This window comes from Cellulomonas algicola (genome assembly GCF_003851725.1).
Taxonomy (GTDB): Bacteria; Actinomycetota; Actinomycetes; order Actinomycetales; family Cellulomonadaceae; genus Cellulomonas; species Cellulomonas algicola.
Window position 1 is genome coordinate 1 of record NZ_BHYL01000134.1, and the last position, 6,496, is coordinate 6,496.

Consider the following 6,496-nt stretch of genomic DNA (forward strand, 5'->3'; position numbering starts at 1 on the left):
ACGCGGGCCGCCGCCGCGGCCGACGAGGCAGCGGCGCACGCCGGCGAGGCGGCGCAGGCAGCCACGCAGTCGGCCGCGCACGCCGCGGAGGCCACCGCCGCATCGCAGCTCGCGGTGTCCGCCGCGACGCAGGCCGTCGAGGTCGAGAAGCTGGCCCGCGACGCCGACGCGGCCCGTCTCGCGGAGGCGACCGAGCAGGGCGTGGCCGACGCGCAGGAGGCGGTCGCCGCGGACGCGGCGGCGCGGGCGGCGGGTGGTGAGACCCCCGGGTGGGACCGCAACGTGCGGTGGGACACCGCCGAGGACGCGCGCGTCCCCGCCGCGACCCGCACGCTCCTCCAGGAGGCGACCGCCCCGGGCGCGTCGACGCAGGTCGTGCTCGCCAAGGGCCGACAGGCCGCGCTGGCGCTCGCGACGACCGGCGGGGAGTGGACGAAGGCGGCCGCGGCGGAGGCGCTGGCGGGCGACGAGGTCGCGCTCCGGTCCTGGCTCACCGTGGGGCGCACCCAGGCGGCCGGTCAGGACGACCGGGCCCGGGTGTGGCACCTCGTCGACACCCTGCCCGACGGGCAGGAGCGGACGGCCGCGCGTGCGTCGCTCGACGGCGACGACGCCGCGGTGGCGACGTTCCTCAAGACGCGCGCCTACCCGCGCAAGATCGTCGACGACCGTCTGGCGCTGTCACGGATCCTCAACTCGAACCCGGGGCCGGCGTTGTACGCCGCGACGCAGAAGGCGCTCGCCGGGACGGCGCAGCAGGCGCACGAGTTCCTGCGGGACGGCCAGCACGTCGCACGGGCCGCCGACCAGCGGGTCGAGATCACGCGGGTCATGGACGCCGGGGGCGCCGAGGTCAAGGCCGCAGCGCAGGTCGCGCTCGCGGGCCCGCCGTCGTACGGCACCGACTTCCTCGCGGTCGGCCAGTTCCAGGCCGCGCAGCGGGACAAGGAGCAGGCCGCCCACGTCCAGGCGGTCCGGGCGCTCGTGCAGCAGGCGCAGGAGTACGCCCAGAAGGCGCTCGCGGACGCGGCCGAGGCCAGGCGCGTCGCCGCCGTCGCCAAGGGTGCGGCCGCGGAGGCTGCCGCCGCCGCGAACCAGGCCGCGGCCGCCGCGAACCAGGCCGCGACCTACGCGGCCCAGGCGACCCAGTCGGCGGCTGCGGCGAAGGCGTCGGCCGACCAGGCCGCGCAGTCGGCGCAGACGGCGAAGGACGCCGCCGCGAAGGCGCAGGTCAGCGCGAACAACGCCGCACGCTCCGCCCTGACCGCGAGCGCCGCGAGCGAACGGGCCGAGGCCAGCGCAGCGGCCGCGCAGGCGGCGAAGAGCTCCGCACGGGCATCGGCGGTCGCGGCGGGCCGCGACGCGGTGGCCGCCAACCAGGCCGCCCTCGAGGCCGCGACGACGTACAGCGTCCGGCTGAAGCAGCAGGAGGTCGCCGACCGGAACGCCACGCCGGGCAGCGGTCCCGACGGCACGAGCAGCGCCGACTGGGCGCACCGGTACGAGAACTGCCTGAACCCGCTCGACAAGCCGGCGCAGCGACCGGAGTGCCAGGAGGCCTACCGCGAGATCGTCGGACTGATCACCGACCCCGAGAAGTGCAGCCGGCCGCTCAGCCGTGACGCCCTGGGCTGCCAGATGGCGTCCGCGTTCTGGAAGGACCTCACCGAGCTCGCCGAGGAGGACCCCGAGCTCCTCGCCTCGATGGGGCTCGACGCCTTCCAGCTGCTGCTCGGCCTCTGCGGACTCGCCCCGGGCTTCGGGGAGGCGTGCGACGGGGTCGACGCGATCATCTCCGGCTTCCGCGGCGACTGGCTGGGAGCCGGCCTGTCGATCGCCGCGATGATCCCCGTCTTCGGGTGGCTGCCCGGCGGCGCCCGCATCGGCGCCGACGCGACGCAGCTCGTGCGCGCGCTGGACAAGGTCGAGGACGTCCTCGCCGCTCGACGGGCCGCGAACGCCGGTACGCACCTGTCGGACGAGTACCTCGACCTCGCGCTGAAGCACGTGACCGACAGCGGCGACACCGTGCTGGGGCGGTTCCCGCAGTACATCGACAAGGCGCAGGCGCGCGGCGCGAGCTACTTCGACATCGGCGGCGCGTGGGACGACGTCATCGCGCGTGGCGACGACCCCTGGAGCCTCAACGTCGCGTTCCTCGACGACCGGATCGCCGCGGGCGACCGGATGCTGCTCTCGGTGCCGAAGCAGGACGTCCTGCCTGGCACCTACCTGAGCAAGGAGATCCAGTACCTCCTCGACCACGGGTACGTGTGGGTCAACCAGTGGTCGCTCGTGCCGAGGGGATGAGCCGTGAACCCGATCCTCGCGTTCATCGACGCGCACATGGACTACCTGTGGGAGGGCGACCGCTACTCGGTCGTCGGCTCGCAGTCGCGCAGCAGCAACGGCGGCGACGCCCTGCTCGTCGTCGAGTCGCCGACCCTGCGCCTCCGCTTCGTGCGGGACCGCGGGCAGCTGCTGCTGGACTTCCAGCCCGCGGCGGAGCACCGGGACGAGTGGTGGTCCGTGGACCTCGTCCGTCGCCTGCTCCTCGGACGGCCCGAGCCGTCCGCGGTCCTGGACGAGTCCTACGCCGCGTTCCTCGGCGAGCACCTCACGGAGGTCGAGGCGCGCTTCGGCGCGGAGCGGTGGCCGGCGACGAGGGACGAGCTGAAGAAGCTCAAGGTCCGACGCTCGAAGGAGATGTGGGGATGAGGGCGCCGACGTGCGCCCGCCGTGGTCGCACCGTCGGGGCGTCCAGGTCGAGAACTGCAGGCGAGAGGAACGAGTGACGTGAAGAAGGTCGTGGGGTGGGTGGTCGCGCCCGTCGTCGTGGCGGGAGTGGCGGTCGCGTGGGCGAGCAGCGCCGGTGCTGCGGACTCGCCCGTGGAGGTGCAGTCCTCGTTGGTGGAGGACTACGCCTACCCGGGGGCGGACGCGATCCTGGCGGAGCACGGGCTCAAGGTGTTCACCGGTGACGGGCACGTCGAGCCGGTGTCGTCAGGGGAGTTCGGGTCGGGTTCGTGCGCGCCGGGCCTGATCCAGGTCGAGACGATGGTCGAGGAGGAGCCGTACGGCGCGTACTACTGCTTCCGCACGTCGGGGACGCGCGGCTTCCTGACCCTGGAGGTGCCGCACACGTTCCTCCTGCGCGGCGGGGACAAGCCCGTCGAGGCGACGGCCGAGCTCGCGAGCGGCACCGAGGAGACGTACGCCGTGGCCCCCAACACGTCGGTCGCGGTGGACCCGGGCGAGGGTGCCGAGATGCCGCAGGCGATCCTCGTCGAGCTCCGGTTCGGTAGCTGGTGAGCGCGCCCGACCGTCCCCGCCGACTGCGCACGCGAGCGCTCCGGACGGGTGCCGTCGCCGCGGTGCTCGTCGGCGTGGGCGTGCCCGCCGCGGTCGCCGTCCAGGGCAGCACGCCCACGGGCTCCGTCGCGCAGGCGACCGTCAAGGTCGACGTCGGCACCGACCGCTCCTGCTCCGGAGCGCTCGTCGCGCCCGCGTGGGTCGTGACGGCGAAGTCCTGCTTCACGACGGGCGGCGTCGCCGTCGTGCAGGGCGCCCCGAAGGTCAGCACCAAGGCCACGGTCGGGCGGGTCGACCTGACCGGCACGGCCGGACGCGTCGTCACCGTCGACCTCCTCGTGCCGCACGCGGACCGTGACGTCGTGCTCGCACGGCTGTCGACACCGGTCACCGACGTCACACCCGTGAAGATCGCGTCCGCGGCACCGGTCGTGGGCCAGGAGCTGACCGTGACCGGCTACGGCCGGACCGCGACGCAGCTGGTGCCGGACACCGCGCACGCCGCGACGTACACCGTCGCCGCCGTCGCCACCGGCACCGTCGCCCTCCGGGCGCAGGGCGCCGGTGCGACGATCTGCAAGGGCGACGCCGGCGGTCCGACGCTGCGCGCCACCACCGGCGGTGTCGAGCTCGTCGCCATCCACCACACCGCCTACCAGGGCGGCTGCCTCGGGGCGACCACGACCCGGCAGGACGCGACCGACACCCGTCTGGACGTCCTGCGCACCTGGATCACCGGCATCACGGACCCGGCGCCGGTCGTCTGGCACGTCAAGCACGTCTACACCGTCAACGGCGGACAGGTGTGGGAGGCGGCCTCCGACAACGGGTGGCGCAGCCTGAACTCGGCGATCACCACGTCCGGGCCTGTCGCGGTCCTCGCCGTCGGGGGCGTGAAGTACGTGTACACCGTCAACGGCGGCCGCGTGTACGAGGCCGCGTCGAACAACGGCTGGAAGAACCTCGACACCGGCATCACCACGTCGGGCGCCCTCGCTGTCATCGCGATGAACGGCGTCAAGTACGTCTACACGGTCAACGGCGGACAGGTCTGGGAGGCGGCGTCCAACAACGGGTGGCGCAACCTGAACTCCGGGATCTCCACGTCCGGTCCGCTCGCGGTCATGGCGACCGGCGGCGTGAAGTACGTCTACACCGTCAACGGCGGACAGGTCTGGGAGGCCGCGTCGAACAACGGCTGGCGTAGCGCGAGCTCGGGCATCCCGACCTCCGGCGCCCTCGCCGTCACCGCGATGAACGGCGTCAAGTACGTCTACACCGTCATCGGCGGGCAGGTGCACGAGGCCGCGTCGAACAACGGGTGGAAGGTCCAGAACTCGACCGTCACGACGTCCGGCCCGGTCGCGGCGATGGCGTTCGACGGCGTCAAGTACGTCTACACCGTGAACGGTGGTCAGGTGTGGGAGGCCGCGTCGAACAACGGCTGGAAGAACCTGAGCTCCGGGGTGTCGACGTCCGGGCCGCTCGCGGTGCTCGACCTCGAGACGGTGACCCGGTGAGCGGCGTGGGTCTGCTCGACCGCCGCGTGCGTCGCGGTGCCGTCCGCACCCTCGTGGCGACGCTCGCGCTCGCGTGCGTCGGCGTGCCCGCGGCGTTCGCCGTGCAGGGTGCGACGCCCACCGGGACGACGGCCGCGGCCACGGTCCGGCTCGAGATCGGCGCCGAGCGGGCGTGCTCGGGAGCCCTGATCGCCCCGACCTGGGTCGTGACCGCGAAGTCGTGCTTCGCCGACGCGACCGGTGCCGTGGCCCAGGGTGCCCCGAAGGCGGCGACGAAGGTCACGGTCGGTCGGGTCGACCTCACCGGGACCGCCGGGCGGGTCGTCAACGCCGACCTGCTGGTCCCGCACGCCGAGCGGGACGCGGTGCTGGTGCGGCTCGCGTCCGCCGTGAACGACGTGGCACCGGTGAAGGTCGCCACGACGGCACCGGTCGCCGGGGAGTCGCTCACCGTCACGGGGTACGGGCGCACGACGACGCAGCTCGTCCCCGACACCGCGCACGCCGCGACCTACACCGTCGGCGCGGTGGGGACGGCGACCTTCGCCATCCAGGCGCAGGGGGCCGGAGCGACGATCTGCAAGGGCGACGCCGGTGGACCCGCGCTGCGGACCACGACGAGCGGCATCGAGCTCGTCGCGATCCACAGCACCGCCTACCAGGGCGGGTGCCTCGGGGCGACCACCACGCGACAGGACGCCACGGAGACGCGGCTCGACAACCTCGGCGCCTGGATCGACCAGCAGATCCCGCCGCTGCTGACGACCCTCGCGGCCGCCGACTGGAGCGGCGACGCGCACGCCGACGTGCTCGGCGTCGACGTCCGCGGCGACGTCTGGTACTACCCGCACAACGGCAACGGGCTGACCGCGCGCGCCAAGATCGGCAGCGGCCTCGCGACCTTCACGCACGTGATGGCGGCCGACTACAGCGGCGACGGCAAGGCCGACGTCGTGGGCGTCGACAGCGCCGGAAGGCTCTGGTACTACCCGCACAACGGCAACAGCCTCTCGGCCCCGGTGCAGATCGGGTCCGGCTGGGCGACGTTCACGCACGTCACCGCCGGCGACTGGAACAGGGACGGCCGCGCCGACATCCTCGGCGTGGACGCCGACGGGCTGCTGTGGGTGTACACGAACGTCGGGCTGGCGCTGCCCTCGCGTGTCCAGATCGGCAGCGGCTGGGGCTCCTTCACGTACGTCCTCGCTGCCGACTACAGCGGTGACGGGCACGCCGACGTCGTCGGCGTCGACTCCTCGGGGAGGCTCTGGTACTACCCGCACAACGGTCCCGGCCTGTCCGCTCCCGTGCAGATCGGCGTCGGCTGGGGCACCTTCAAGGAGGTCATGGCCGCCGACTGGAGCGGCGACGGACGCGCCGACATCATCGGCGTCGACTCCGCCGGCAGCACGTGGGTCTACGAGAACAAGGGCCTCTCGCTGCCGGGTCGCGTCGCGATCCCCGGCGCGCCGCAGATGCGCTGACCGGACGGCCGCACTGCCGGGACCTCTCACAGGACGTCCCGGCAGCGCGGCCTCGGCGCGCTCTAGGTGTACTGACCACGACCGTTGTTGACGTAGCGAGAGACCTCCGGGTCGAGTGGGAGCTGTCTAGGAACCCGGCTCGCATCAACGGAGGTCTCTCGTGTCTCACGCTAATGCCCG

The 6,496-nt window shown here is 73.4% G+C and carries 5 protein-coding genes; all 5 read left to right on the forward strand.

What is annotated here, in order from left to right; genetic code table 11:
- The coding region (locus tag CTKZ_RS10050) for an ALF repeat-containing protein (RefSeq protein ID WP_200829696.1) at positions 1 to 2,310 on the forward strand (2,310 nt) is incomplete at its 5' end.
- A 3-nt stretch (positions 2,311 to 2,313) separates the two neighbouring features.
- On the forward strand, positions 2,314 to 2,718 hold the full coding sequence (locus tag CTKZ_RS10055) for a hypothetical protein (RefSeq protein WP_124342825.1): 405 nt from the start codon (positions 2,314 to 2,316) through the stop codon (positions 2,716 to 2,718).
- 78 nt (positions 2,719 to 2,796) lie between these two features.
- Positions 2,797 to 3,312 (forward strand): hypothetical protein, encoded by a 516-nt coding sequence (locus CTKZ_RS10060; RefSeq protein ID WP_124342826.1) that lies wholly within the window; start codon positions 2,797 to 2,799, stop codon positions 3,310 to 3,312.
- Positions 3,309 to 4,832 carry a trypsin-like serine protease gene (locus CTKZ_RS10065; RefSeq protein ID WP_160142873.1) on the forward strand — a complete coding sequence of 508 codons (1,524 nt, stop codon included), beginning with the start codon at positions 3,309 to 3,311 and terminating at the stop codon, positions 4,830 to 4,832. The genes CTKZ_RS10060 and CTKZ_RS10065 overlap by 4 nt, the downstream gene beginning before the upstream one ends.
- On the forward strand, positions 4,829 to 6,316 hold the full coding sequence (locus tag CTKZ_RS22455; RefSeq protein ID WP_235843429.1) for an FG-GAP-like repeat-containing protein: 1,488 nt from the start codon (positions 4,829 to 4,831) through the stop codon (positions 6,314 to 6,316). Before CTKZ_RS10065 ends, CTKZ_RS22455 begins: the two co-directional genes overlap by 4 nt.
- Positions 6,317 to 6,496: the final 180 nt, after the last annotated feature.